This is a genomic window from Streptomyces spinoverrucosus (assembly GCF_006539505.1).
GTDB classification, from domain to species: domain Bacteria; phylum Actinomycetota; class Actinomycetes; order Streptomycetales; family Streptomycetaceae; genus Streptomyces; species Streptomyces spinoverrucosus.
In genome coordinates this window covers 117917-143143 of sequence record NZ_BJND01000028.1, presented here as the reverse complement: position 1 = coordinate 143143, position 25227 = coordinate 117917, and the positions used below count along the sequence as shown (strand labels likewise).

23 protein-coding genes are annotated in these 25227 nt (G+C 71.4%); 14 read left to right on the top strand and 9 right to left on the bottom strand.

The genetic code is table 11. From position 1 onward, the window contains the following. Together SSP24_RS21240 and SSP24_RS21235 are read right to left on the bottom strand one after the other, a co-directional pair. A partial coding sequence (locus SSP24_RS21240) for a zf-HC2 domain-containing protein (RefSeq protein WP_141311249.1) occupies positions 1-622 on the bottom strand: 622 nt, incomplete at its 3' end. Next, on the bottom strand, positions 619-1191 hold the full coding sequence (locus SSP24_RS21235) for a sigma-70 family RNA polymerase sigma factor (protein WP_141311248.1): 573 nt from the start codon (positions 1189-1191) through the stop codon (positions 619-621). The genes SSP24_RS21235 and SSP24_RS21240, both read right to left, overlap by 4 nt. 346 nt (positions 1192-1537) lie before the next feature. Between SSP24_RS21235 and SSP24_RS21230 the strand changes: the two genes are divergently transcribed. Together SSP24_RS21230 and SSP24_RS21225 are read left to right on the top strand one after the other, a co-directional pair. Continuing rightward, positions 1538-1918 carry an STAS domain-containing protein gene (locus SSP24_RS21230; RefSeq protein WP_141311247.1) on the top strand — a complete coding sequence of 127 codons (381 nt, stop codon included), beginning with the start codon at positions 1538-1540 and terminating at the stop codon, positions 1916-1918. A 137-nt stretch (positions 1919-2055) separates the two neighbouring features. Next, positions 2056-2568 carry an EF-hand domain-containing protein gene (locus SSP24_RS21225; RefSeq protein WP_141311246.1) on the top strand — a complete coding sequence of 171 codons (513 nt, stop codon included), beginning with the start codon at positions 2056-2058 and terminating at the stop codon, positions 2566-2568. Here SSP24_RS21225 and SSP24_RS21220 read toward each other — a convergent pair. Then, positions 2552-4063, bottom strand: a complete 1512-nt coding sequence (locus tag SSP24_RS21220; protein ID WP_141311245.1) for a class I adenylate-forming enzyme family protein — start codon at positions 4061-4063, stop codon at positions 2552-2554. The genes SSP24_RS21225 and SSP24_RS21220 overlap by 17 nt on opposite strands. 97 nt (positions 4064-4160) lie before the next feature. On the opposite strand from SSP24_RS21220, the gene SSP24_RS21215 reads away from it, so the two are divergent. The 4 genes from SSP24_RS21215 (at position 4161) to SSP24_RS21200 (ending at position 8324) form a co-directional block, all read left to right on the top strand. Further along, entirely contained in the window at positions 4161-5354 is a 1194-nt protein-coding gene (locus SSP24_RS21215; protein ID WP_141311244.1) for an amidohydrolase family protein, read from the top strand. Next, a complete protein-coding gene (locus SSP24_RS21210; RefSeq protein ID WP_141311243.1) occupies positions 5354-6487 on the top strand; it encodes an acyl-CoA dehydrogenase family protein in 1134 nt (377 codons plus the stop codon). Before SSP24_RS21215 ends, SSP24_RS21210 begins: the two co-directional genes overlap by 1 nt. 2 nt (positions 6488-6489) lie before the next feature. After that, entirely contained in the window at positions 6490-7368 is an 879-nt protein-coding gene (locus tag SSP24_RS21205) for an acyl-CoA dehydrogenase family protein (protein ID WP_141311242.1), read from the top strand. 455 nt (positions 7369-7823) lie between these two features. Next, positions 7824-8324, top strand: coding sequence for an ATP-binding protein (locus SSP24_RS21200; RefSeq protein WP_141311258.1), 501 nt, complete (start codon positions 7824-7826; stop codon positions 8322-8324). A gap of 358 nt (positions 8325-8682) precedes the next feature. On the opposite strand, the gene SSP24_RS21195 is transcribed toward SSP24_RS21200, so the two are convergent. Further along, the gene (locus tag SSP24_RS21195) at positions 8683-9609 is read right to left on the bottom strand and encodes a cyclase family protein (RefSeq protein ID WP_141311241.1); all 927 of its coding nucleotides are present in this window, start codon (positions 9607-9609) and stop codon (positions 8683-8685) included. A gap of 84 nt (positions 9610-9693) precedes the next feature. Here SSP24_RS21195 and SSP24_RS21190 point away from each other — a divergent pair, with 84 nt between their 5' ends. From SSP24_RS21190 to SSP24_RS21180, 3 genes are all read left to right on the top strand, one after another. Beyond that, complete coding sequence (locus tag SSP24_RS21190) at positions 9694-10605, top strand: SDR family NAD(P)-dependent oxidoreductase (protein WP_141311240.1); 912 nt, start codon at positions 9694-9696, stop codon at positions 10603-10605. 111 nt (positions 10606-10716) lie between these two features. Further along, the gene (locus tag SSP24_RS21185; protein WP_141311239.1) at positions 10717-11874 is read left to right on the top strand and encodes an acyl-CoA dehydrogenase family protein; all 1158 of its coding nucleotides are present in this window, start codon (positions 10717-10719) and stop codon (positions 11872-11874) included. Then, a complete protein-coding gene (locus SSP24_RS21180) occupies positions 11874-12920 on the top strand; it encodes a Zn-dependent alcohol dehydrogenase (protein WP_141311238.1) in 1047 nt (348 codons plus the stop codon). Before SSP24_RS21185 ends, SSP24_RS21180 begins: the two co-directional genes overlap by 1 nt. Here SSP24_RS21180 and SSP24_RS21175 read toward each other — a convergent pair. Next, positions 12910-13941 carry a GlxA family transcriptional regulator gene (locus SSP24_RS21175; RefSeq protein WP_141311257.1) on the bottom strand — a complete coding sequence of 344 codons (1032 nt, stop codon included), beginning with the start codon at positions 13939-13941 and terminating at the stop codon, positions 12910-12912. The genes SSP24_RS21180 and SSP24_RS21175 overlap by 11 nt on opposite strands. A 108-nt stretch (positions 13942-14049) precedes the next feature. On the opposite strand from SSP24_RS21175, the gene SSP24_RS21170 reads away from it, so the two are divergent. Then, positions 14050-15354: an MFS transporter gene (locus SSP24_RS21170; protein ID WP_141311237.1), complete on the top strand. Its 1305-nt coding sequence runs from the start codon at positions 14050-14052 to the stop codon at positions 15352-15354. 65 nt (positions 15355-15419) lie between these two features. After that, on the top strand, positions 15420-17828 hold the full coding sequence (locus SSP24_RS21165; protein ID WP_141311236.1) for a SpoIIE family protein phosphatase: 2409 nt from the start codon (positions 15420-15422) through the stop codon (positions 17826-17828). A gap of 24 nt (positions 17829-17852) precedes the next feature. Here SSP24_RS21165 and SSP24_RS21160 read toward each other — a convergent pair whose 3' ends face one another. Next, a complete protein-coding gene (locus SSP24_RS21160; protein WP_141311235.1) occupies positions 17853-18443 on the bottom strand; it encodes a flavin reductase family protein in 591 nt (196 codons plus the stop codon). A gap of 83 nt (positions 18444-18526) precedes the next feature. Here SSP24_RS21160 and SSP24_RS21155 point away from each other — a divergent pair, with 83 nt between their 5' ends. Beyond that, entirely contained in the window at positions 18527-19480 is a 954-nt protein-coding gene (locus SSP24_RS21155) for a hypothetical protein (RefSeq protein WP_229864918.1), read from the top strand. A gap of 9 nt (positions 19481-19489) precedes the next feature. On the opposite strand, the gene SSP24_RS21150 is transcribed toward SSP24_RS21155, so the two are convergent. The 3 genes from SSP24_RS21150 to SSP24_RS21140 form a co-directional block, all read right to left on the bottom strand. Then, the gene (locus SSP24_RS21150; protein ID WP_141311234.1) at positions 19490-20371 is read right to left on the bottom strand and encodes an enoyl-CoA hydratase/isomerase family protein; all 882 of its coding nucleotides are present in this window, start codon (positions 20369-20371) and stop codon (positions 19490-19492) included. 14 nt (positions 20372-20385) lie between these two features. Further along, the gene (locus SSP24_RS21145) at positions 20386-22614 is read right to left on the bottom strand and encodes an acetate--CoA ligase family protein (RefSeq protein ID WP_141311233.1); all 2229 of its coding nucleotides are present in this window, start codon (positions 22612-22614) and stop codon (positions 20386-20388) included. Between the two features lie 119 nt (positions 22615-22733). Next, positions 22734-24014: a flavin-containing monooxygenase gene (locus tag SSP24_RS21140; protein ID WP_141311232.1), complete on the bottom strand. Its 1281-nt coding sequence runs from the start codon at positions 24012-24014 to the stop codon at positions 22734-22736. A 314-nt stretch (positions 24015-24328) separates the two neighbouring features. On the opposite strand from SSP24_RS21140, the gene SSP24_RS21135 reads away from it, so the two are divergent. Together SSP24_RS21135 and SSP24_RS21130 are read left to right on the top strand one after the other, a co-directional pair. Next, a complete protein-coding gene (locus SSP24_RS21135; protein WP_141311231.1) occupies positions 24329-24781 on the top strand; it encodes a DoxX family protein in 453 nt (150 codons plus the stop codon). Beyond that, entirely contained in the window at positions 24778-25191 is a 414-nt protein-coding gene (locus tag SSP24_RS21130) for a Zn-ribbon domain-containing OB-fold protein (protein WP_141311230.1), read from the top strand. The genes SSP24_RS21135 and SSP24_RS21130 overlap by 4 nt, the downstream gene beginning before the upstream one ends. Positions 25192-25227: the final 36 nt, after the last annotated feature.

The following is a 25227-nucleotide window of genomic DNA, read 5'->3' as shown; positions in this document are numbered from 1 at the left end:
CCCGCCAGTACGCCTCCGTGCGGCCCGTGGGGGTCGGCGGGTCGGCGTCGGTGTCGCCGAGGGGGTCGTCCAGGCCGAGGGCGAGGGCGATGAGGCCGTCGACCGCCAGGAGGTGGGCGATGACGCCGGCGACGGTCGTGCGGCGGCTGGTCGGCTTCGTGCCGTCGAACCAGCGCAGCCGTACGGGCGCGTGCCACTCGGCGTCGCCGAAGTCCTGCAGGAGGGCGTCGAGACGGGCGGTCTCGGCATCGTAGGGCATGGCCCACTCGGGGACCGGGATGCGCGGTGGGCGTCGGTCGAGGCAGGACTCCAGGACGCGGGTGCGCAGGCCGGGGTCGAGGTCGAGACTGTCGGGGCGTTGCAGCAGGCCGACCGCCTCCCGGAGTCGGCGGGCCTCGTCGGCGCAGCTTCCGCAGGTGCCCAGGTGGTCCTCGACCGCCGTTGTCTCCTCGGGGGAGCAGGCTGCCAGCGCCCAGGCGCCCAGGAGGGACTTCAGTACGTGGTGGTCGAGGGGTGCTGGGGGCAGGGGGAGGCCCGTGTCCTCGACCGAGGTCCTCGGTGTGGGTATGCGGGGCTGGGTGTGGTCCTGCTCGTGCTCCTCGTGGTGGTCCGGGTCGGTCACACCGCACCTCCGTGTCCGGGCGGTGTGCCGGCGTCGTGGGCCGTGGCGAGGAGTTGCAGGCCCAGGCGGAGGCGGCGGCGTGCCTCGTCCTCGGTGATGCCGAGGTCGGTGGCGGTCTGGCGGTAGTCGCGGCGCTGGAAGTAGGCACCCTCCAGGGCGGCGCGCAGCGGGGCCGGCATGGACTGGACGATGTAGTCGGCGCGGGCGGCGACCGAGGCGTGGCGGACCTTGCGTTCCAGTTCCTCGGTGGAGCCGTGGCCGGCTTCGGTGAGGGCGGCGGTCTCGGTGGCGCGCAGGCGTTGGACGGCCAGGTGGTTGGTGAGGGTGGCGATCCAGGAGCGGAGGGGGCCCTGTTTGGGGTCGTAGGCGTCGGGGTGTTCCCAGAGGTGGACGAAGACTTCGCGGGTGATGCCGTCGGCGGCCCGCTCGTCGCCGAGCACGCGGTGGGCCAGGCCGTGGACGAGGGAGGCGAAACGGTCGTAGAGCTCGGCCAGGGCGGCCGCCTCACCGCGCGCGAGTCGCTGCTGCATCTTGCGGTCCCAGCGGGGCGACGCGTCCTTCTTCGCCATGCGGCCCCCTCCCCATGCTTCGTCCCGGTGTCCGTCCTGTGTGCATCGCCACCTCGAATGTAGTCGGCACGTCTGACAGCGCACGCCCCTTTGTGGCAATGCGCGCCCCTCGACGAAGCGCAGGTGATAGTGCGCTTTCGGGCCTCGCCTACCCAGCATGGACGAGGCCAGGCCTGATCGAATCGGATCGAATGCGACTGAATCAAGCCTTTTTTGACCGAGTTTCGTTTTCGGCGGGGTGTTTCAGGGAACGGCCGCTGGGCAGCCGCGCCGCAAGGAAGCGTAGGAGCTGATTCCGTTTCCGGGTGGTTCCGGCCGTTTTCTGTATGTTCCGGCGGCGAAGGGCATGGTGGTGGCGTTCAAAGTGACCGGCGGTGAGCAGGGCGAGTGGGCCGTGCTCCAGGTGTCGGGCGAGCTGGACCTGGTGACGTCGCCGGTGCTGCGGCAGCGGGTGCACGACGCGGTGGCCGAGGGCCGCCACAGTCTCGTCCTCGACCTCTCCGAGGTCTGGTTCTGCGACTCCAGCGGTGTGGGCGTGCTGATCGCGGCCCGTCGGCTGCTGCGCTCCTGTCAGGGGCGGCTGCGGCTGATACTCCCGGCGCAGGGCGCGGCCGACGGCTCGCACGTCAACCGCGTGCTCGGCGCGCTGGGCGTACGGCGGCTGTTCGACGTGCACGCCGATCTGCCGTCCGCGACCTCGGACGACGCCAGTCCCCTGTCGGCGTGAACCAACTGCCACACCGTTGTTCCAAAATTCCCCCGGTCTTGGCACAACCGTCGTTTTCCCCCTCGTGAACCGCCTCCCACGTCGTACGCTCCCTCGCGAGACGCACCCCGACATGACGTGAGGCGGCCTGAAAAGACATGGTCAGCAGCGAGTACGAGCGCAGGATCGCGGCCCGGTTCGCCACCTTCGACCAGGACGGCAACGGCTACATCGACCGTGAGGACTTCAGCGGCGCGGCCAAGGCGCTGCTCGCTGAGTTCGGCACGGCGTCCCGCTCCGACAAGGGGCAGGCGCTGTACGGCGGCGCGGAGGCCTTCTGGCAGGGCATGGCCGGGATAGCGGACCGGGACGGTGACCAGCGGATCACCCGGGAGGAGTTCGTCACCGGCGCGGTCAAGCGGCTGCGCGACAACCCCGACAGGTTCGCCGAGATCGCCCGCCCCTTCCTGCACGCCGCCCTCGACGTCGCCGACCCGGACGGCGACGGCGCGGCCACGGTCGAGGACCTCGCGCGCGTGCTGCAGGTGCTCGGCGTGTCCGAGGGCATCGCGCGGGCCGCGGCCGCCACCCTCGACGCCGACGGCGACGGCAAGGTGAGCGAGGCGGAGATCATCCCCGCGTTCGCCCGCTACTTCACCGTGCCCGAGTAGCCGAGAAACGCTCCCTGAGCTTGTACTTGAGCACCTTCCGCAGGGTGTCGTTGCGCGGAAGGGCGTCGACCACCTCCAACTGCTCCGGCAGTTTGTGGACCGAGAGCCCTTCCGCGTGCAGGTACGCAGTCACCGCCTCCAGGGTCAAGGAGGCGGCCCCCGGCGGCTGTTCGACGACCGCGCAGACCCGTTCCCCGCGTTCCGCGTCCGGCAGACCGATCACCGCCACGTCCGCGACCGCCGGATGCCGGTGCAGCAGGTCCTCGATCTCCTTGGCGGAGATGTTCTCCCCCTTGCGGATGATCACGTCCTTGAGGCGGCCGGTGAGGATCAGGTGGCCGCCGTCGGTGAGATGCCCGAGGTCGCCGGTGCGCAGGAAACCGTTCTCGTCGAAGGCCTGCGCCGTCTGCGCCGGATCCAGGTAACCTCGGCAGACGGCCTCCCCGCGCAGCCGCACCTCCCCGTCGACGATCCGTATCTCCATGCCCTGGGGCGGCCGTCCCTCGGTGGTCGCCAGGTTCTCGGGCGTGTCGTCCGGCGCCCCCATGGTGATCATCGGCACCTCGGTCATGCCGTACCCGTGGGTGAGCTGGACGCCCATCTCGCGGACGACGGCGTGGTAGAGCTCCGGCGGCTTCGGCGCACCGCCGCCCGCGAGCAGCCGCAGGGTCGGTACGACGGGAACGCCCGGCTGTTTGCGCTGCTCGGCCAGGAACATCGAGTAGAACGCCGTCGAACCGCCCGCGATCGTCACCCCGCGTGCGCGGTACGCGGCCAGCGCGTCCGGCAGCGCGAACTGCTCGACCAGCAGCGCCGGGAAGCCGTACAGCAGCAGCATCACCGTGTAGTCGGGGCCGCCTATGTGCGCGTACGGGAAGGCGATCGACCCCACGTCGTCGGCGGTGGGACGCAGGGCGTGCGCCAGGCAGGTGCCGCCCGCGATCAGGGAACGGTCCGTGTGCTGGACGCCCTTGGGGTCGGAGGTCGTGCCGGAGGTCCAGTAGATCCAGCGCACGTCGGTGCCTCGCGCGGGTGGCGCGGGCAGCACCGTGGGGTCGCCGTCGGGCAGGTCGTCGTACGCCTCGAACACCCCCTTCGCGCCGAGCCGCCGGGCCATGCCAGTGTGGTCGAAGCCCCGCCAGGTGCCCGGTACGGCGAAGTACTCGGCGCCCGACTCGCGCAGCGCGAAGCCGACTTCGCGGTCGCGCAGGAACGGGATGAGCGGCGTCTGTACGGCGCCCAGGCGGGCGAGTGCGAAGGTCAGCACCGCCGTCTCGATGCGGGTGGGCAGCTGCCAGGCGACGACCGTGCCGGGGCGCACGCCCATGCCGTACAGGCCGGCCGCCACCCGCTCGGCACGCGCGCGTAGCGCACCGAAGGTGAGGGTGCGGTCGTCCTGGAGGAGGACGGGACGGTCGGGGGTGAGGCGGGCGCGGCGGTCGAGCAGTTCCCACAGCGTGCGGGAGGAGCTCAGGGAGTGCGGGCTGTCGTTCACGGGTGCCCCCTGCTTGGCTGACGACTCGTCAGGTGACATGCTATCTGACAGACCATCAGATTGCGCCTCATCTGGACGCAGCCCGGCGGAGGGGACCATGACCGAACTGCCCCGCATCATCAGCGTCGACGACCATGTGATCGAACCCGCGCACCTCTTCGAGACCTGGCTGCCCGCCAAGTACCGCGACCGCGGGCCCAAGCCACTCACCGCGGGCATCGGGGAACTCGCCTACGTCGGCGGCAAGTACCAGATCACCATGGACCCCGACGGCCAGCCCACCGACTGGTGGATCTACGAGGACCTGAAGTTCCCCTACAAGCGCAACATCGCCGCCGTCGGCTTCGACCGCGACGAGATGACCCTGGAGGGCATCACCCGCGAGGAGATGCGGCGCGGCTGCTGGGACCCCAAGGCACGGCTCGAAGACATGGACCTCAACCACGTCGAGGGCAGCCTGTGCTTCCCGACCTTCCCCCGCTTCTGCGGGCAGACCTTCGCCGAGGCGCACGACAAGGAGGTCGCCCTGGCCTGTGTGCGCGCCTACAACGACTGGATGGTCGAGGAGTGGTGCGGCGACAGCGGCGGGCGGCTCATCCCGCTGTGTCTGATCCCGCTGTGGGACATCGACCTCGCCGTCGCGGAGATCCGGCGCAACGCCGCGCGCGGGGTGAAGGCCGTGACCTTCTCCGAGATCCCCACCCACCTGGGGCTGCCGTCGATCCACTCCGGCTACTGGGACCCGTTCTTCGCGGTCTGCCAGGAGACCGGGACGGTGATCAACATGCACATCGGGTCGTCGTCCCAGATGCCGGCCGCCTCCCCGGACGCGCCGCCCGCCGTGCAGGCCTCGCTGTCGTTCAACAACGCGATGGCCTCGATGATGGACTTCCTCTTCAGCGGGGTCCTGGTGCGCTTCCCCCGGCTCAAACTCGCCTACTCCGAGGGCCAGATGGGCTGGGTCCCGTACGCCCTGGAGCGCGCCGACGACGTCTGGGAGGAGCACCGCGCGTGGGGCGGCGTCCGCGACCTCATCCCGGAGCCGCCGTCGACGTACTACTACCGGCAGATCTTCTGCTGCTTCTTCCGCGACAAGCACGGAGTGGCGTCCCTGGACGTCGTCGGATGCGACAACGCCACCTTCGAGACCGACTACCCGCACGTCGACTCCACCTTCCCGCACACCAAGGAGGTCGCCCTCGACCACGTCAAGGGCCTCGACGACGAGACCGTCTACAAGCTGATGCGGGGCAACGCCATCCGCATGCTGGACCTCGACCTGGACCGGTAGTGGACCTGACGTACACGCCCGAGGAGGAGGACTTCCGGGCCCGGCTGCGGGAGTGGCTCAGGGGCGTGCTGCCGTCTCTGCCGCCCAAGCCGTCCCCGGACGACTGGCCCGGGCGGCGCACGTACGACCTCGGGTGGCAGCGGATGCTGTACGACGCGGGGTACGGGGACGTCCACTGGGGTTCGTCCCCGACCCTGCGGCTGATCTTCCTGGAGGAGACCGAGAAGGCGGGCGCTCCCTATGTGGGCGCCAACTTCGTCGGGCTGCTGCACGCCGGGCCCACGATCGCCGCCGAGGGCACTGAAGAACAGCGGGCCCGCTGGCTGCCGCCCATCCTGCGCGGCGAGCAGGTCTGGTGCCAGGGCTTCAGCGAACCGGACGCCGGAAGCGACCTCGCGGCCCTGCGCACGCGCGCGTGGCGGGACGGCGACGACTATGTGGTGAGTGGGTCCAAAATCTGGACGTCCCATGCCGAAGTGGCCGATTGGTGCGAGCTGTTGGTACGCACCGACCCGGACGCACCCAAGCACCGGGGGATCAGCTGGCTGGCCATGCCCATGGACACGCCGGGCATCACCGTACGGCCGCTGCGCACCCTCGCCGGGTCGGCCGAGTTCGCCGAGGTGTTCCTCGACGAGGTTCGGGTGCCGGTCGCCAACCGGGTCGGGGACGAGAACGACGGCTGGCGGGTCACCATGGTGACGCTGTCGTTCGAACGCGGCACGGCGTTCGTGGGCGAGGTGGTGGCCTGCCGCCGGGTGCTGGTCGAACTCGCCCGCGAGGCGCGCAAGAACGGCCGCTGGGACGATCCCGTCCTGCGCCGACGGCTGGGGCGACTGAACGCCGAGTTCCGGGCGCTGTGGCGGCTCACCCAGTGGAACGTCAGCGAGGCGGAGGCCTCGGGCGGGGTTCCCGGTGTGGGGGGTTCGGTTTTCAAACTGAGGTACTCGCACGCGCGTCAGGACCTCTACGACACCGCCGCCGACGTGCTGGGCCCCGACGCGCTGGACCTGGACCGGCCATGGGTCCTCGACCGGCTGTCCTCGCTGTCGTACACCATCGCGGCCGGCACCTCGCAGATCCAGCACACCATCGTGGCCGAACGCATCCTCGGCCTCCCGAGGGGGCGGTAGCCGTGCGCTTCCAACTCACCGACGAGCAGCGCGCGGTCCGGGCCGCGCTACGGCAGCTGCTCGACCGGCGCTTCGATCGTGAGGCGCTCCGGGCGGCGGTGGAGGCGTCCGCCCTTGATCGCGCCCTGTGGCGGGAGCTGGGCGCGGCGGGGTTCTTCGCGCTGCGCCTGCCGGAGGCGGAGGGCGGCGTCGGACTCGGGCTGCCTGAGGCGGTGTTGGCGTTCGAGGAGGCCGGGCGGGCGCTGCTGCCGGGCCCCTTGGTGGCGACGCACCTCGCGGCCGGGGAGGTGCCCGGCGCGGCCGATGGGTCGGTCGTCGTGGCGGCCGTCGACGGGGGCGGAGTGGCGGAGTGGCTGACGGAGGCCGATGTCGTCCGCGGGGACGCCTCCGGGGCCGTACCGCTGCGGTCGGTGGATCCGCTGACGCCGCTGCACCGGGTGCCGGGGGCCCGCGGGGCGGCGGATCCGGTGGCCGTGCTGCTCACGGCGGCGGAGCAGCTCGGCACGGCCGTGCGGGTGTGCGAGCTGGCGGCGCAACACGCCCGGACCCGTGAGCAGTTCGGTCGGCCGATCGGCGCCTTCCAGGCCGTACAGCAGCTCTGCGCGCGCACGCTCGTGCGGGTGGAGGTGGCCCGCGCCGCCGTGTACGCCGCGGCCGTGACGGCGGACCCTGTGGACATCGCCGCGGCCCGGCTGCTCGCCGACGAGGCGGCCGTGCGCGGCGCCCGCGACTGCCTCCAGGTGCACGGCGGCATGGGCTTCACCTGGGAGGCAGAGGTGCATCTGCATCTGAAGCGGGCCTGGGTGCGGACCCAGCGTGCGGGCGGAACTACGGAGAGTGAGGAACTGCTCGCGTGCGACCTGGTGGCCGGAACGGGCTGACGGGGCGCCGGCCTGCGGTATCGGTGAACCCTGGGAAACGGATGTCGCGGATTGTGGCATACCGGAATTACGGAGCGTTGATATCGGCTTGTGTCCTAGGTGTGACTCGTCACGTCCTGGAGTCGAAGGTCCACTCCGGTACCTTGTGTGGGATGCGAGAGGTTCCGAGCACGAGGCGAGCCGGTGACGGGCCTTGTTCCGCCGCCTGTTCGACTCTCTGCGACGAGCGTCGCACAGTATGCCGCACGGGTACTCCTTCGCGCTGGAATATGCCCGAAGCGCTTGTTGGGGTGACTGTACGTCAACCATGCTGTTGCGTAAGGGAATCACGTTCCGTGATCCCTGCTCTGGCCGTTGTTCTGGTCATGCAGAAAATGGCTACGATCGTGGCCCTCATGAGGCGCGAGCCTCTGTGTTCACCGGTTCGGATGGTGTGAGCGGTGCAGGTGCTTCAAGTGCAGTTGGAGATCCGGCCCGACCCCGCGGAAGTGGGGCGCGCCCGCCGGTGGGCCCGATCGCGGCTCGCCGGGTGCGGGATAGCGGCCGACGAACCGCTCGCCGAGGCGCTGATCCTGCTTGTCTCCGAACTCGTCACCAACGCCGTCGTGCACACCGGCTGCCCCGCCGTGCTGCGGCTCTCCCTGCCCCAGCCGAAGGCCGACCCCGCCACCGTCCGCCTGGAGGTGGCCGACGGCAGCACCCGCGCCCCGGTGCCCCGGTGGGTGGACTGTGAGGAGACCGGCGGCCGCGGCCTGGCGCTCGTCGACGGCCTCGCCGACCGCTGGGGCTGGAGCCCCGAGGGCGCCGGCAAGCACATCTGGTGCGAACTCGACCGCTGCGACGAGTCGCCCGCGGCGGCGGTGGCGTACGGGGGCGGCACGGCCGCCGCCTGCGAGGGACTGGAAGGGCTCGACGGATACGAGGGCTACGAGGGGCTGGCGTACGAGGCCGTCTGAGGCGCCCGGTGTCGTGACCGGGGCACGGTGGCAAGTGTGCCGGGCTCACCAGGTCCGACGAAGGGCTGTGCGCCCGGGTGTGCTTCCGTGCGCGTCTACGCCGAACAGGGCGTAAGCGGCAAATTTCCGAACCGCTGTTGACGGGTCGTGTCCGGCTGATCACGCTGGGGGGAGCGATTCGCCGCGAGGGGACGGCGAGGGTTTCGGTGACGGGAGCCCTCGTCGAGTGCGCGTCGCGATTCGGCGTTGGTTCCGGCAACAGGGCAGGGGAACCGGGGCGGGTACGCCGGAGCCGGATGGTGGCGTGTGGCGCCGCGCTCGGGGCGAACGCGCACGCGCCGCCATCCGGATTGGGTTCTCACAAAAGGGCGACCGGCGCCACCGGTGACCCCGTCGCGCCGACGAACGGTTCGGGCATCGCCGACAGCAGGAACGCGTAGCGGCCCGTTTCTCCACAGGCTGTGGACAACTCTTCGAGATTCCAGTTCTGGCCCTGCGGCATGCCCATCTCCACCAGATGCAGCGCATGCACGGGCAGCCACAAATCCTCTATCTCCGGCGGAAACATCTCAAACGTGAGGGTGTCGTTCGCGACGGCCGCGACATCGCGCGCGTGGAACCATTCCGGCGTACGGATCGACAGCCCCGGCGAGGGAAACGCGTACCCGTGCTTGTCCCCGGCGAGATACGCCTGGATCTGCCCCGTCCGTACGAGCACGATGTCACCGGCACGCACGCGCGTGCCCGCGAATTCCTCCGCCGCGTCCAGGTCCTCCGGAGTGACCGCGTGGCCGCCGTCCAGCCGGTCCGTCCCCCGCGTGCGGGCGACGTCCAGCAGCACCCCGCGCGAGGCGATGTGCCGCGCCGTGTCGATACCGCTGAACTCGGCGCCGCCGTGCGCGGTGATGGTGTCCGCCGGGCGGCCGTTGTAGAGCCTGCCCGAGTGCGAGACATGGGTGAGCGCGTCCCAATGGGTGGCCGCCTGCAGTCCCATGGTCACCGCGTCGTCGCTGCACGCGACCGTGCCGGGGCCGAACAGCTCCTGGTTGATCTGCACCATGACGTGCAGGGGGTTGACCCGGCCGGGGATCATCCCGGTCTGTACGCCGTCCTGCCGGAGCGGGAGGGCGAGCGGGACGCGACGTCCGGTGCGGACCTCGGCGGCGGCCTCGCGGACCACCTCGTCGGTGATCAGGTTCAGCGTCCCGATCTCGTCGTCCGCGCCCCAGCGGCCCCAGTTGTTGACGCGTTTCGCGATCTCGTGGAACTCGGCCGGCAGTGACATGGGCCCTCCCCGGGGCTTGTGTCCGGGCATCCGACGGGACATAGAATCTAACGGACCGTCAGAAACTGCGGGAAGGGGCCGGGCGTGGGGAACTTCTTGACCGGCAAGGTCGTCGTCGTGACAGGGGCGGGACGGGGCATCGGCCGGGCGGTGGCGCTCGGGGCGGCCGCCGAGGGAGCGCGGGTCGTCGTCAACGACTACGGGGTGGCCGTCGACGGGGCCTCACCGACCAGTGAGATCGCCGAGTCCGTGGTCAAGGAGATCGAGGCGGCGGGCGGCGAGGCGGTCGCCGTGGCGGACGACGTCTCCACGATGGCCGGTGGTCAGCGGGTCGTCGACGTGGCGCTGTCGTCGTACGGACGACTCGACGGGGCGGTCTGCGTCGCCGGGATCCTGCGGGAGCGGATGCTGTTCAACATGACCGAGGAGGAGTGGGACCCGGTAGTCGCCACTCATCTGAAGGGCACGTTCACGGTGTTCCGGGCGGCGTCGGCGGTGATGCGGCAGCAGCGGGGCGGGACGCTGATCGGGTTCACCAGCGGCAATCACCAAGGGTCCGTGTCGCAGGCCAACTACAGCGCGGCGAAGGGCGGGGTCATCTCGCTCGTGCGGAGCGCTGCGCTGGGCTTGCACAAGTACGGGGTGACGGCGAATGCGGTGGCGCCGGTTGCTCGTACGCGGATGTCAGTGAACGTGCCGATGGCTCTTGCGGAGATCGGGGAGCCGGAGGATGTGGCCGCGCTGGTGGTCTATCTGCTGTCGGATTCGGCTCGGGAGCAGGGGGTTACTGGGCAGGTGTACACCGTTGCCGGGCCGAAGATCGCGGTGTGGGCGCAGCCGAGGGAGTTGCGCTCTGCTTATGCCGAGGGGTCGTGGACGCCGGAGCGGATTGCGGCGGTCCTGCCGGGGTCGGTGGGGGTGGATCCGATGCCGATGTTGGAGCGGGTGGCGGCTATGGAGCGGGCGGCGAGGGGTGGGGAGCGGCCCAACGCCTAAGAGCTCGGGGGGTGTTGTGGGTTGGCGGGTGCGGGCTGTTTGTGGCTGGTCGCGCAGTTCCCCGCGCCCCTCAAGGGCGCTCATCTTGACCTGGATTGTTAGGAGACCCGCATGGAGTTCGGGTTCACGGCGGAGGATGAAGAGTTCCGCAGGGAAGTGCGGGCGTGGCTCGGCGAGCACGCTGACGGCACTCAAGATCGCCGGTCATGGGAACGCACCCTCGGGAAAGCCGGCTGGATAGGGCTGGGTTGGCCCGAGTCCGGTTACGGGAACCGAACCGCCACTCTCACTCAACAGGTCGCCTGGGCCGAGGAGTACGCGCGGTCGTCTGCGCCCCCGCGCTCCGGCCACATCGGGGAGAACCTCCTGGCGCCCACCCTCATCGCCTACGGCACCGAGGAGCAGAAAAGTCGCTTTCTCCCGCCTGTCGCCGCCGGGGACGAGCTGTGGTGTCAGGGGTACAGCGAGCCCGGTGCGGGGTCGGATCTCGCGGCGGTTCGGACCTCGGCGGTGCTTGCGCCGGGCGGGGCGTACTACCGGGTCACAGGGCAGAAGATCTGGACCTCGCTGGCGCACGAGGCGGACTGGTGTTTTGTGCTGGCGCGGACCGAGGCGGGGTCGCGGCGGCATCACGGGCTGAGCTTTCTGCTGGTGCCCATGGACCAGCCGGAGCGGATCGAGGTGCGGCCCATCCGGCAGCTGACCGGCACCAGCGACTTCAACGAGGTGTTCTTCGACGGGGCGCACGCGCGCGTGGAGCACGTTGTGGGGGGAGAGGGTGCGGGCTGGCGGGTCGCCATGAGTCTGCTCGGGTTCGAGCGGGGCGTGTCGACGCTGGCCCAGCAGGTCGGGTTCGCCGCCGAGTTGGGGCGGGTGGTGCGGGCGGCGGTCGACTCGGGGGCGGTGCGCGATCCCGTCGTACGGGAGCGGCTGGTGCGGCAGTGGGCCGAGTTGCGGGTGATGCGGTGGAACGCGCTGCGGACGCTGGGCGGTTCGGCGGCGGAGGCGGGGGCGTCGAGTGTGGCCAAGCTGCTGTGGGGTGGCTGGCATCAGCGGCTCGGGGAGCTGGCGATGCAGGTGCGGGGGGCGGTGGCGGGCGTCGGGCCGGTTCAGTGGTCGGGGGCGGCGCCGTACGAACTCGACGAATTCCAGCGGCTGTTCCTCTTCAGCCGGGCCGACACGATCTACGGCGGTTCTGACCAGATCCAGCGCACGATCATCGCCGAGCGCGTGCTCGGCCTGCCGAGGGAACTCAAGGGAGCGGCGTGATGAGGGGTGTGGTCTTCGACGGGAAGCAGGTCCAGGTCGTGGACGACCTGGAGGTACGGGATCCCGGGGCCGGTGAGGTGCGGGTGGCGGTCGCGGCGGCCGGGCTGTGCCACAGCGATCTGTCGGTGGTGGACGGGACCATACCTTTCCCGGTTCCTGTGGTGCTGGGACATGAGGGCGCGGGTGTGGTGGAGGCCGTGGGGGAGGGCGTCACGCATGTGGTGCCCGGCGACCATGTGTCGCTGTCCACGCTCGCCAACTGCGGGACGTGCGCCGAGTGCGACCGGGGGCGGCCGACGATGTGCCGGCGGGCGATAGGGCGGCCGGGGCGGCCGTTCACGCGGGACGGTCTGCCGGTGCACCAGTTCGCCTCGACGTCCGTCTTCGCGGAGCGGACCGTGGTGAAGGCCGTGCAGGCGGTTCGGATTCCGAAGGAGATTCCGCCGGCGTCGGCGGCGCTGATCGGGTGCGGTGTGCTGACCGGGGTGGGTGCCGTGCTGAACCGGGCCCGGGTGGACCGCGGTGACAGCGTCCTCGTGATCGGCACGGGCGGCATCGGGCTGAACGTCCTCCAGGGCGCGCGGCTCGCGGGCGCCCTGCGGATCGTGGCCGTGGACACCAACCCGGCGAAGGAGGCGGTGGCCCGGCAGTTCGGGGCGACCGACTTCCTGACGTCGATGGACGGCGTGCGGGAACTGCTGCCGACCGGTGCGGACCACGCCTTCGAGTGCGTCGGGCGGGTGGAGCTGATCCGGCAGGCGATCGACGCGCTGGACCGGCACGGCCAGGCGGTCCTCCTCGGCGTCCCGCCCGCCGCGGCCGAGGCGTCCTTCCGGGTGTCGTCGATGTACCTGGACAAGTCCATCCTCGGCTGCCGCTACGGCTCCTCGCGCCCCCAGCGGGACACCGCCCTGTACGCCGAGCTGTACCGGCAGGGCCGCCTCCTCCTCGACGAACTGGTCAGCGCCTACCCGATCGAGGACTTCGACAAGGCGCGGGCGGACGCGGAGGCGGGGCGGGTGGCGCGGGCGGTGCTCACGTTCTGAGGACGGCCTTCTTGGCCTTCCCCGCCGTCCGGAACGTCCGCCGGTACGCCGTCGGGGTCACCCCGAGCGCCGCCTGGAGGTGCTGCCGCATCGACTGGGCCGTGCCGAAGCCCGCGTCGTGGGCCACCTGGTCGACGGACAGGTCCGTGGACTCCAGCAGATGCCGGGCGCGTTCGACGCGCTGCTGGGTGAGCCACTGGCCGGGGCTGACGCCGACCTCCTCACGGAACCGGCGCGTGAAGGTGCGTACCGACATCGCCACCTGCGCGGCCATGTCCCGCAACTGGATCGGCTCGTGCAGCCGGCCGAGCGCCCACGCGCGCGCGGTCGTCGTGGAGGCCTGCTGCGGATCGGGCACCGGCCGCTGGATGTACTGCGCCTGCCCGCCGTCGCGATGCGGCGGTACGACGGTACGCCGGGCCACGTCGTTGGCGACCGCCGTGCCGTGGTCGCGGCGCACCATGTGCAGGCACAGGTCGATGCCGGCCGCCACGCCCGCCGAGGTCAGGATGTCGCCGTCGTCGATGAACAGCACGTCCGGGTCGACCTTGACGCGCGGGAAGAGCCGCTGGAGGCGGTCGGCGTCGGCCCAGTGCGTGGTCGCCGGGCGGCCGTCCAGGTAGCCGGCGGCGGCGAGGACGTACACGCCGGTGCAGATGGAGGCGAGGCGGGTGCCGGGGCGGAGGTGGGCGAGGGCGGCGGCCAGTTCGTCGGTCAGCACGCCCTCCTCGTAGACCGGGCCGAATTCGTACGACGCCGGGATGATCACCGTGTCGGCGGTGGCGAGGGTCTCGGGGCCGTTGCCGACGTGGAGGGAGAAGTCGGCGTCGGTCTTGACCGGGCCCGGCGGCCGGACCGAGCAGGTGACGACCTCGTACAGGTGCCGCCCCAGGGCGTCCTTGGGTCGGCCGAAGATCCGGTGCGGGATGCCCAGCTCGAAGGGGAGCAGACCGTCGAGGGCGAGGACGACGACACGGTGGGGGCAGAAGGGGCCGACGGCCCTCTCGATGGCTCGATCCATGACCTGATCCATGCCCTGATCCATGACCTGATCCATGGCCCGATCCTAACGAATGCTGACCTTCGGGCCACTGGATGCTGGCGTTTCCGGACCGGAAAGCTCTATGACGTGACCCAGACAAGCGAAGCCGCCGCAGTCGCCCAGAAACCGGAGCCCCGTCGTCCGCGCATCCACCGCGCGTGGTTCGTCGCCGCCGTCACCTTCGTGACGATCATCGGTGCCGCCGCCTTCCGTTCCCTGCCGGGGCTGCTGATCGACCCGCTGCACCAGGAGTACGGCTGGTCACGCGGCACGATCGGCGCGGCGGTCTCCGTCAACCTCGCGCTGTACGGCCTGACCGCGCCCTTCGCCGCCGCGCTGATGGACCGCTTCGGCATCCGGCGGGTGGTCGCGGTCGCGCTGACCGTGATCGCGATCGGCTCGGGCGTGACGGTGTGGATGACCGCGCCCTGGCAGCTGCTGCTGTGCTGGGGCCTGCTCGTCGGGCTCGGCACCGGCTCGATGGCGCTGGCGTTCGCGGCAACCGTCACCAACCGCTGGTTCACGGAGCGGCGCGGCCTGGTGACCGGCATTCTCACCGCCGCCTCGGCCTCCGGGCAGCTGATCTTCCTGCCGGTGCTGTCCTGGATCGTGGTGCACCACAACTGGCGCCCGGCCGCCATCACGGCGGCGCTGGCCGCGCTCGCGGTGGTGCCGTTCGTGTGGCTGCTGCTGCGGGACCATCCGGCGGACGTGGGCTTGAAGCCGTACGGCGCGAAGGAGTTCGTACCGAAGCCGCCTCCCGTGCCGGGCGCGGCGCGGCGGGCGGTGACCGTGCTCCTCTCCGCCGTCCGGACGGGGCCCTTCTGGCTGCTGGCCGGTACGTTCGCGATCTGCGGCGCTTCCACGAACGGCCTGATCCAGACCCACTTCGTGCCCGCCGCCCACGACCACCACATGCCGATCACGACGGCGGCCTCGCTGCTCGCGGTCATCGGGGTGTTCGACGTGGTCGGCACGGTGGCCTCCGGCTGGTTCACCGACCGTTACGACGCGCGGCGGCTGCTGGCGGTGTACTACGCGCTGCGGGGCATCTCGCTGCTCTTCCTGCCGATCCTGCTGGCGCCCAGCGTGCACCCGCCGATGATCTTCTTCATCGTCTTCTACGGCCTCGACTGGGTCGCCACGGTGCCGCCCACGATGGCGCTGTGCCGGGAGCACTACGGGGAGGACAGCGCGATCGTGTTCGGCTGGGTACTGGCGTCGCACCAGGTCGGCGCGGCCGCGGTGGCCTTCCTGGGCGGCGTCGCGCGGGACGTCTTCGGCTCGTACGACGTGGTCTGGTACGCGTCCGGCGCGCTGTGCGCGGCGGCGGCGCTGATGGCGCTGGTGATCCGGCGACGGCCGGCGGCGGGGGCCGTCGCGGTGGCCTGAGGGCGTGCGGTTGTCGTCCGTCGTGCGGCACGGGATGCTGAGGGTGCACGAAGGGAAGCGGTGCCATGGATCGTTTTCCGAATGCGGCCAACGTCGATTTCCACAGCCCCCTGGACCTCTCCAAGGCCGCCGCCGCAGTACTGGACGCCGATGGCCGCATCTCCGGATGGGGATCCTCGGCCCAGCGCCTCCTCGGACACCCACCCGAGGACGTGCTCGGCCAGTCGGCCGCCCGACTGCTGGCGGCGACCCCCGGCCAGCGACTGTCCGCACTCTGCAAGGCGCGCAAGCCCCGCAGCACCGTCCTGGACCTCTGCTGCCGGGACGGACGCGTACTGCGCGCGGCCGTGACCATCAGCCCGCTCGTGAACCAGGGCGCCGCTGCGACCGTCGTCGTCGCGGCCGACCTGGAGGCGCTGCGCGGCTGGGAGGCGCAGCTGGCGATGCTGCAGGGACTGGCGACCGAGTCCCATGTGGGCCTGACGATCTTCGACACCGACAAGCGCGTCGTCTGGGGGAACGTCTCCACCGATCTGGAGCTCGCGGGGATCGCCCAGTACATCGGCCGACCTGCCGCGGACCTCTTCCCCGAAGGAGCATTCATCTCCCGCCACCACCCCCCGGACGAGGACCAGGTGATGGAGCACGTGCTGGCGACGGGGGAGCCGATCATGGGCATGCACTATCGCGGGCGCGCCCCCGTCGACCCGGTGCGCGAGCACGTCTGGTCCTGCTCGTACCACCGGCTGGTGGATGCCCGGGGCGAACCGCTCGGGCTGTTCGAGGAGTCCCTGGACATCACCGACCGCTACCGCGCCCAGGAACGACTGTCGCTGCTGGTGCGGGCGGGAAAGCGCATCGGCGCCTCGCTGGACGTACGTCGCACAGCCGCCGAGCTTGCCGACGTGGCCGTACCGCAGCTGGCCGACGAGGTGCTGGTGGACCTGCCGCCCGCGGTCATCGAGGGGCGGCAGCCGCCGACGGGCTCGGCGCCGGGGCACAACCTCCTGCGGATGCACGGCCGTACCCCGGAGGACTTCCGGACCACTCCCGTCTCCTACCCGCCATCGTCACCGCAGGCTCTGAGCCTGACCACCAGCCGCCTCGTCGTCGAGGCCGCCCCGCCCGAGGCGCCGGGGAGGACGGGATCGGCCGCCCCGCCCGAGGCGCCGGGGGGGACGGGATCGGCCGCCCCGCACTCCTGCCTCTTCGTCCCGCTGCTCACCCGCGGTGCGGTCCTGGGCCTTGCCACCTTCCTGCGCAGCAGCAACCCCGACCCCTTCGGGCCCGAGGAGCAGACGCTCGCCATGGAACTGGCCGAGCGAGCCGCCGTCGGCATCGACAACGCCCGCCGCTACACCAGCCAGCATGCGGCAGCCCTGGTACTGCAGCGAAGCCTGCTGCCACAGCACCTGCCCGAGCAGAGCGCGGTCGACGTGGCGTACCGCTATCTGCCCGCCGACAGCCGCGTGGGCGTGGGCGGCGACTGGTTCGACCTGATCCCGCTGTCCGGGGCCCGAGTGGGTCTGACGGTCGGCGACGTGGTGGGCCACGGTGTGCACGCGGCCGCGACCATGGGCCGACTGCGCGCCACCGTACGGACCCTGGCCCTGCTGGACCTGGACCCGGCCGAGCTGCTCACCCGGCTGGACGGCCTGGTCGCGCAGGACTCGGAGCCCCGCGCGGACGACGGGCTGAGCGACGAGGGGCTCGGGGTGACCTGTTTGTACGCGATCTACAACCCGGTCAGCGGCCGCTGCGTCTGGGCGAGCGCGGGCCATCCTCCGCCGCTCGTGGCCGATGCGAGCGGCGCGGTGGCCTTGTCCGCGCTGGCGCCGGGACCGCCCCTGGGGCTGGCCACCCTGCCGTACGAGAACGTCGAGCTGAGCTTGTCCAACGGCAGCATCGTGGCGTTCTTCACCGACGGCGTCGTGGAGGACCGGCGCACCGACATCGACACCGGAATCGACCGCCTCGCCCATGTGCTCACCTGGCAACGAAGCCCGCTGGAGGAGCTGTGCGACCGGGCGCTGTCGGCCCTGCCGCCCGGCCCGCAGGCGGACGATGCCACGTTGCTGCTCGTCCGTACCCGGCGGCTCGACGCCGACCATGTGGCGGACCTGGAGCTGCCGTCCGACCCGGCCATGGTGGCGCACGCCCGCGCGGTCGCGGAGCGCCAGTTGGAGACCTGGGGCCTGCCCGAACTGTCCTTCACCGCCGCACTCGTGGTGAGCGAGCTGGTCACCAACAGCATCCGGTACGCCAACGGGCCGGTCATGCTGAGGCTGATCAGGGACCGCTCCCTGCTGTGCGAGGTCTCCGACCATGCGCACACCGCACCTCACCTGCGGCGAGCGCGTCGAGACGACGAGGGAGGCCGCGGCCTGTTCCTCGTCGCCCAGATGTCCCAGCGCTGGGGTACGCGCTACACCTCGTCCGGGAAGACCATCTGGGCCGAGCTGGCCATCCCGTAGTTCGGGCCAGTGCGGCCTCAGAGGTCAGATGAATCGCCCCTTGTGGAACAGCAGAGGCGCCCCGTCCTCGTTGTCGCCCATGCCCAGCTTCGCCACCCGCCCCACCACGATGAGGTGATCCCCGCCCGTGTGCACCGCGTGGATCGTGCAGTCGACCCACGCGAGGGTGCCTGCGAGGCGGGGTGAGCCGGAGACGGGCGCGGTGTCGTACGCGACCCCCGCGAACTTGTCTCCGCCGCTCACCGCGAAGCCCCGGCACAGCTCGCCCTGTCCGGCGCTCAGGACGTTCACGCAGAAGACCCCGGCGCGGGCGATGCGCGGCCAGGTCGTCGACGTACGGCCGACCATGAAGGCGACGAGGGGTGGGTCGAGGGAGAGGGAGGAGAAGGACTGGCAGGCGAAACCGGCGGGGCCGTCGGCGGCGGGTGCGGTGATGACCGTGACGCCGGTGGCGAAGTTGCCCAGGACGCGGCGGAACTCCTGCTGGTCCACGGGCGCCCGCTCGTCCTCGCGGACGCATCGCAGCACCGGGCGCGGCAGGGCCTCCACGGGGCCGTGGGTCCCGGTCGCCCTGAGGTAGCGGACGGCGGCTTCGGCCGTCCCTGCTTGTCCCATCACGCCGACCATTGAAGCTGACGGATCGTCAGATGGGAAGGGCGGCGGCGAACCCCGCGCGACCCCGGCGTACGCTCCGCCTCATGGGGTGGGGAAACATCGGCCGGGCGGTCCGCCGTGCCTGGCTGAGCTGGACGGGCGCCGATCGGGGGGTCGCCGTCGTGGTGTGTGTGGCGCAGTTGCCGGGGGCCTGGCTGCTGTGGACGATCGCCACCGACTCCGGCAAGGACGACTACGGTGTCGGCTACTCGTCCCTGGGCATGCTGATCCAGCTCGTCGCCGCGCCGTCCGTGTCGCTGGTGCTGGGTCTGGTGCAAATGGCCGGGCAGATCGTCCCGGCGGCCCTGCTGGCGTATCCCTCGGCCGTACGGTTCCGGGGGCCGGACTGGGCGTGGCACCTGCTGTACGCCGCGCTGTTCGGCGCCGGCTGGGCGGCGTTGCCCGCGATGCTGTGGGACTGGCCGTTCATGGCGACGGCCCTGGCATTCGCGGCGCTGGGCGCTCTCCCCATGCTCGCCGTCGCCTACGCCCGCCGACGCGCCCGGGTCACCGGCCGCAGGTGGGGGGCGGTGGGCGTGCTGGGGAGCGGCTGTTTCGGCTGCTTCGGGCTGTTCGTGCTCGCCTTCGGAGGCGCGGCGCTGGCCACGGCAGTCGGACTCATCGAGGAGTACGAGCCTCCGAAGCTGTCCGCCGGGCAGCTGGCCGGGGTCTGGCGGGGCGTGGACGGGGCGGTGCTGCGGCTGGAGCCGGGCGGGCGGGCCGAGTTCGTCGACCTGCCTGCCGAGCCTGAAGTGTTCGGCGACCCGACATTCGTGGTGTGCGACGGCACCGGCACATGGTTCCTCGACACCGAGGGCCGCCACGACTCCGACGGCGTGGAGGGCCCCGAGGAGCGGGACGGTGTGGTCGTACGGCTCGACGACGGGTGTGGGGAGCAGACGTACTGGGTGATCGGTGGCACGGAGCAGGAGCCGGAGCTGTTGGTGCCGTTCGGTGATCAGGACGCGCCGGACCTGTGGATCCTCCAGCGGGACTGACGACCGCCTTCACCGCCCCCGGTACTCAGGACTCCGGCGCTCCACAAAGCTCGCCAGCCCCTCCCGGGCGTCCTCCGTCGTCATGTTGATCTCCTGGGCGGCGGCCTCGGCGGCGAAGGCCGTGGCGCGGTCGGTGTCGAGGGAGGCGTTGACGAGTTGTTTGGTGAGGGCGAGGGCGCGGGTGGGGGCGGCGGCGAGACGGGCCGCCCACTCGCCTACCGTCTTGCCCAACTCCCCGTCCGACACGACCCGGTTGACCAGACCGAGGCGTTCGGCGTCGGCGGCGCTGAGGGCGTCGCCGAAGAACATCAGCTCCTTCGCCCGCTGCGGTCCGATCAGGCGCGGCAGCAGATACGCCCCGCCGCCGTCCGGCACGAGGGCCCGGCGTACGAACACCTCGATGAACCTGGCCGATTCCGCGGCGAGTACGAGGTCGCAGGCGAACGCCAGATGAGCACCGAGGCCCGCCGCCGTGCCGTTCACGGCGGCGATCACGGGCTTCTCGCAGTCGAGAACGGCACCGATCAGCCGCTGGGCACCCACGCGGAGGGTGCGGGCCACGTCACCGGCGATCCGCTCCCCGGCCGCCGCACCTGTGCGAAGGTCCGCGCCCGCGCAGAAACCCCGTCCGGTGCCGGTGAGGACGACGGCGCGTACGTCCGGGTCGGCGGAGGCGTCGGAGAGCAGCTGGATGATGCGTTCGCGCTGGTCAGGGGTGATGGCGTTGAGAGCTTCGGGCCGGTTGAGGGTGATGCGCGCGACGTGATTGTCAGTGGTGTGCCGTATCAATGACTCAGCGGATTTTTCCGGCTCCACGGAATTCTCCGGTTCTTCTGGTCTGCGTAAGTACGGGGGGATCAGGCATGGGGGGATCAGGCATGTTCGGCTCATCACGCATGTTCGTCTCAGCTGCACACCGCCAGCGCGTCCAGCGCCACCGCTCCCTGTCCGCGGGGCAGGACCATCAGCGGGTTGATGTCCAGTTCCGCGAGCTGGTCGCCGAGTTCCAGGGCCATGCGCTGTGCGCGGAGGACGACCTCGACCAGGGCGTCCAGGTCGGACGGGGGGCGGCCGCGCACGCCGTCGAGCAGCGCGCGCCCGCGCAGCCCGGCGAGAGCGTCCCGGGCCTGCTCCTCGCCGAACGGCGGCACGCAGACAGCGGTGTCCCGCAGTACCTCGACGAGCACCCCGCCGAGCCCCACCGTCACCGTCGGCCCGAAGAGGTCGTCGTGGGTGATGCCGACGACCATCTCGACGCCCTGCTCGACCATCTGGCAGACCAGGACTCCGTCCAGCGAGACGCCCTCGTAGCGGGCGATGTCGGTCAGTTCGCGGTAGGCGTCGCGGACCTGGGCGGCCGAGGTCAGGCCGATCTTCACCAGGCCCAGCTCGGTCTTGTGGGCGAGCTGGGCGCCGGACGCCTTCATCACCACCGGGTAGCCCACCAGCCCCGCCGCCCGCACGGCCGCCGCCGCGCTGGTCACCAGCTGCTCGCGCGGCACCCGGATGCCGTACGCCCGCAGCAGCTGCTTGGCCGCGTGCTCGCTCAGCTGCTCTCCTGGGCGCATCAGCTCGCGCGCCTTGCGGAAGGAGGGCGAGGGCGTGCGCGGGGCGTCGTCGAAGGGGGAGCGGTAGTCGCGGACGAAGCGGTGGTGGGCGAGGTAGGCGCGGACGGCGGTGAGGCAGTTGCCGACCGTGCGGAAGGTGGCCACGCGCGAGGAGCCGAGCAGCACCTCCCAGTACGCCGGCTCGGTGCCGACCGGCGAACCCCACACCACGCACACCAGCTTCTCCGTCCGCTCCGCCGCGTCCACCAGGTCCCGCACGAGCCGGTCGCTGAGCGGCGGGAACGGACCGGTGATCGGGCAGATCAGCACCCCGACCTCCGGGTCGGCGAGGATCGCGTCGATGATCTTCCGGCCGCGCCAGTCGCCCACCGGGTGCCCGCCGTTGTCGACGGGGTTGGCCACGCTCAGATACGGCGGGATCCACTGGTGCAGCTCGGCCTGCCGGGCCTCGGACAGCACCGGGAGCCGCAGTCCCGCCGCGGTCGCCAGGTCGGCGACGTGCGCGCCCGTGCCGCCCGAGATCGAATAGACGACCACACCGTCGGCGCGCGGCGGGCGGGCGCGGGCCAACAGGGCCGCGGTGTCCTGGAGTTCGTCGAGGCCGTCGACCCGGATCACGCCGTACTGCCGCATCGCCGCGTCCACCACCGCGTCCGCGCCGGTCAGCTTGCCGGTGTGGGAGGCGGCCGTGCGGGCGCCGGTCTCCGTACGGCCCACCTTGACCGCGACCACCGGCACCTTGCGCCGGGCGGCCCGGTCGGCGGCGAGGAGGAACGAACGGCCGTCCTTCAGGCCCTCGACGTAGGCGGCGATGGCGCCGACCTCGGGGCGCTCGGCGAAGTAGGAGATGAAGTCGGCGGTCTCCAGGTCGGCCTCGTTGCCGGTGGGGGCCCAGTGGGAGAGGCGGATGCCGAGTTCCTGGAGGGCGAAGACGGGGCGGCCCTGGTGGCCGGACTGGGTGATGAGCGCGATCGCCGGTCCGTCCAGGTCCTGCCGGAAGTCCTCGAAGGCGTTGAGGTTGGTGTTCGGACCGAGCAGACGTAGGCCGCAGCGGCGGACGGCGGCGGCGAGCCGGGCCTGCGCGGCGGCGCCCTCCTCGCCGGTCTCAGCGAAACCGGAGGCGAACGCCACCGCGAACCTGACCTTGGCCTCCGCGAGTTCCTCGACGACGGGGAAGGGGTCGGCGACCAGCAGTACGGCGAGGTCGACCTGTTCGGGCAGATCGGAGACGGAAGGAGCGCAGGGTATGCCGAAGACGGACTGACGGGTCGGGTGCACCGGGTGCAGCCGTGCGCCGACCCGCTCGGCCCATGCGATCAGCTGCCGCGTGATGCCGGTGTTCGGACGCCCCTCGGCGTCCGAGGCGCCGATCACGGCGACGGACTCGGGGCGGAAGAAGCGGTCCAGGTCGGGGACGTCGGCGTGCAGCGGGCGGCCGCTGACGTCGAGGTCGTCCACGTCGGCCGCGCGGCCGTGGACGGCGGGGCCGGGCCGCCCGTCGCCGCAGGCGATGACCCGGGCCCGGCGGGCGTCGGTGGTGAGGGTGCCGTGGGTTGATCCAAGCATCGGTCCGCCCGCTTCTGTGTGACGGCGTGAGTAACTGACGCACTGTCAGATTACTGAACTGACGCAGGGTCAGGAAATGGTCGTGCGGGCGGAATTGATGTGGTTGCGGGTCCTGCCGGTCAGCCGGGGATGCGGGACACCCGGTCGCCGCTTCTTCGGGCGACGGCCGTGGCGATCTTCTCCGCGTCGAGGGCGAGTTCGCGGAGCATGCCGCTGATGGGGTTGGTGAAGCCGGTGAAGTACAGGTCGGGGGCGTTCTTCGGGGCGCGGGCACCGTGCACGACCGGCCTGCCCCGGTCGTCGAGGACGTCGAGATGGCCGACCAGCGGTTCCAGCGCGCGGACATAACCGGTGGCGGCGATCACCGCGTCCGGGCCGATGCGGTCGCCGTCGGCGAGGACGACCTTGTCGCCGTCGAAGCCGTCCACCGCGGCCACGATCTCGACCCTGCCCTTGCGGACCGCGTCGATGAGGCCGACGTCCTGGACTGGGACCGCGCCCTCTCTGACCCTGCTGTACACGCCGGTGCCGGGGCGGGGCAGACCGTACTCGGTGAGGTCGGGCACGCTGAGCCTGGCCATCGGCCGGGCGAGCCGGTCCACCAGGCCGACCGGGAGGCGGCGCACGAGGACGCCGCTGTACTGGGCGGCCCAGCCGGCGGTGGAGCGGCGGACGATGTGCGGCGCGGTGCGCACCGAGAGCCGTACGCGCGACGCCCCGCCCTCGACCAGGTCGACGGCGATCTCGGCGCCGGTGTTGCCGACACCGACGACGAGGATGTCCCGCCCGGCGTAGGGCGCGGGGTTGCGGTACGCGGAGGCGTGCAGGAGCGCGCCGGTGTACGTGTCCCGGCCGGGCCAGTCAGGGATGCGCGGGGTGTGGTTGTAGCCGGTGGCGACGACGACCGCGCCACCGGTCAGCCGACGGCCGCCGGTCGCGTGCAGCAGCCAGCCGGTGCCGTCGTCCGCGCGCTCGACGCGGGAGACCTCGACTCCGGTGACGATCTCCAGTTCGTGGTGCTCGGCGTACTTCTCCAGATACCGCACGACATCGTCCCGGGACACCCACCGGCCGAACCGGCGCGGCATCGCCAGCCCGGGCAGGGCGGACAGGCGCCGGGTGGTGTGCAGATGCAGCCGGTCGTAGTGCCCCCGCCAGGAGGCGCCGACGCGGTCGGACTTCTCCAGCACGACGGCCCGAATCCCCCGGGCTCGCAGGGAATACGCGGCCGCGAGTCCACCGGGCCCGGCGCCGATGACGTAGACGGGCCGATCGGCGGGCGCCTGCCGCGCGGTACGGCTGCCCTTCTGCCGCGGAACTTTCACGGCCTCCGAGCCGGCGGTCTCCGGGCTCGCGGCCTGCGGTTCCTCTTCGTTGGTGGGCGCTGTGGAGTCGGGCATGGTCCGGAGCGTAACCACATGCCGGGTTGATGGGTCTCGGTCAAGACCGGAATTGGTTGCGGATCGATCACGGGTGGGGGAGGAGTGGGTGGGGCTTGTGGTGCAGGGAGATCGGTTGTGTGCGATCCGGGGAGGTGAGGGCGAGTGGGGCGGCCTCCGGCCGTGACGGAGAAACGGAAGCCGCGTTCGGGGACGAGTTCCCTCTGAGGTGTTACGTCCGGCCCCCATGGCGACGGTCCTGAGCATCACTGCCCGGCGCTTCACGTGGCGCACAGGCCTTCCTCGTCCGCACGATCTGACGTACCGTCAGATCCATGGACGCGATCTGGCTCACCGGTGCCGAATGGCTGGCCGTGCTGCGGATCGGGCTCGGGCTGTGGTGGCTGGAGAGCTGGCGGCACAAGGACAAGAAGGCGTGGTTCGAACGCGGCTCCGGCATCGCCTGGGCCGCCGACGTGGCCGCCAAACACCGCTGGACGGCGGTGCGTTCGGGCTTCCGGACCGTGGTCGCACCCCGGCCGCGCATGATGGCGTACATCGTCGCCTACGCCGAACTCGCCCTGGGGCTCGGCCTGATCACCGGTTTCCTGACCCCGATCGCCCTCATCGGCGGGCTGCTGCTGAACGCCGTCTACTTCGTGCTCATGATCCACGACTGGGCCGAGCAGGGGCAGAACCTGATGATGGCGCTGATCTCGACGGTCGCGCTGTTCGGGATGTCCTGGCAGACGTGGTCACTGGACGGCGCGCTCGGGTGGTTCCTGTGAGTGCGCGGTACGACGTACCGGAGACGGACGCCTTCACGCGGACGTACTGGGACGCGGCCGCGCGCGGGCGGCTGCTGGTGCGGCGGTGCGGGGCGTGCGGCCGGGCGCATCACTACCCCCGCGAGTTCTGCCCGCACTGCTGGAGCGAGGACGTGACCTGGGAGGAGGCGAGCGGCCGCGCCACCCTCTACACCTGGTCCGTGGTCCACCGCAACGACCTCCCACCCTTCGGCGAACGCACCCCGTACGTCGCCGCGGTCGTCGACCTCGCGGAGGGCCCGCGGATGATGACGGAGATCGTCGGGTACGGCGGCTACGCCGACGAGGGCGAGCTGCGCGCCGGTGCCGCACTGGAGGTCGACTTCCGGGAAGGCATCCCGGTCTTCCGGATCCAGCCGAATCCGGGGTGAAACCCGGCGGCCGGAAATTCAGGGTGAAACGCGGCG